The 246-nt window shown below is 60.6% G+C and carries 1 pseudogene; it reads left to right on the plus strand.

Annotated elements, in window-relative coordinates:
- Window positions 1-226 (plus strand): annotated as a pseudogene (locus M2S36_RS25020) (hypothetical protein); the annotation flags it as partial.
- Between the last annotated feature and the right edge of the window lie 20 nt (window positions 227-246).

A 246-nucleotide genomic window follows, 5' to 3' on the forward strand; every position in this document is an offset into this window, starting at 1 on the left:
GCGTACCACCCTAGGCAGCTACACCCTGGGTGCCAATGTCGAAAACCTGACCTATACCGGGGTGGGCAACTTCATCGGTGGTGGCAACACGCTGGATAACACCCTATTCGGCGGCGCTGGCAACGACCAGCTCAATGGTGGTGCGGGTGCGGATCGGCTGGTGGGTGGTCTCGGCAATGACACTTACGTAGTGGATAGCACTGGGGATCTGGTGTTCGAGGGCACGTGCGTACCACCCTAGGCAGC

Source organism: Pseudomonas sp. SF2 (assembly GCF_036858055.1).
Taxonomy (GTDB): Bacteria; Pseudomonadota; Gammaproteobacteria; order Pseudomonadales; family Pseudomonadaceae; genus Aquipseudomonas.